At 67.5% G+C, this 567-nt stretch carries 1 pseudogene; it reads right to left on the bottom strand.

Annotated elements, in window-relative coordinates:
• Positions 1-254 (bottom strand): annotated as a pseudogene (locus A5648_RS25100) (PE-PPE domain-containing protein); the annotation flags it as partial.
• Between the last annotated feature and the right edge of the window lie 313 nt (positions 255-567).

Raw genomic sequence — 567 nt, 5'->3', positions numbered from 1 at the left:
ATCACGCACACCGTCGGATCGTCACCGGCGTCGAAGCCCAGCGGGTTGAGGAACAGGTCGGCCGCGGTCTGGGCGAACGCCGCCGAGGGCGTGGGCAACATGGTCCCGCCGACGAAGATCGCGGTGTCGGCGAGCAGGTTGACGGCGGCGTAGGTGGCGTGGACCGGCGCGGCGGCAAGCACACCGCCTGCCACGGTGCCGGCAATCGCGATCGGCGCGAAGGCCTTGGTGAGCATCACGGGACGTCCCTTCACCGCAGAAGCTAAAGATTGCCTGAGGGCGATCATGGCAGGGCCGCTTGGCGGAAGTCAACGCCGCCCAGGGTCCTGGAGCGGGCTGGCCAGGCACAGCCCGCGCGTCCATTGACTCTCGTCGCGCGAGAATGCCACTATCAGCGCGTCACCCGTCCTGTCTGCGAGCTCTTACATAAGTTCAAGGTGTGTCGCAATGAACGTAACCAAAGTTTTCGCTCCGGTCGCGGTCGCGGGCGTCATCGCTGCCGGCGTCGCCGGAACTCCGGTCGTCCAGACGACGCTCGCGCAGGTGGCCCTGCTGGCCGACACCGCG

This window comes from Mycolicibacter sinensis, from assembly GCF_001673565.1.
Taxonomy (GTDB): Bacteria; Actinomycetota; Actinomycetes; order Mycobacteriales; family Mycobacteriaceae; genus Mycobacterium; species Mycobacterium sinense_C.
The sequence above is the reverse complement of the archived record's forward strand: the minus strand, read 5'-3'. Positions and strand labels throughout refer to the sequence as shown.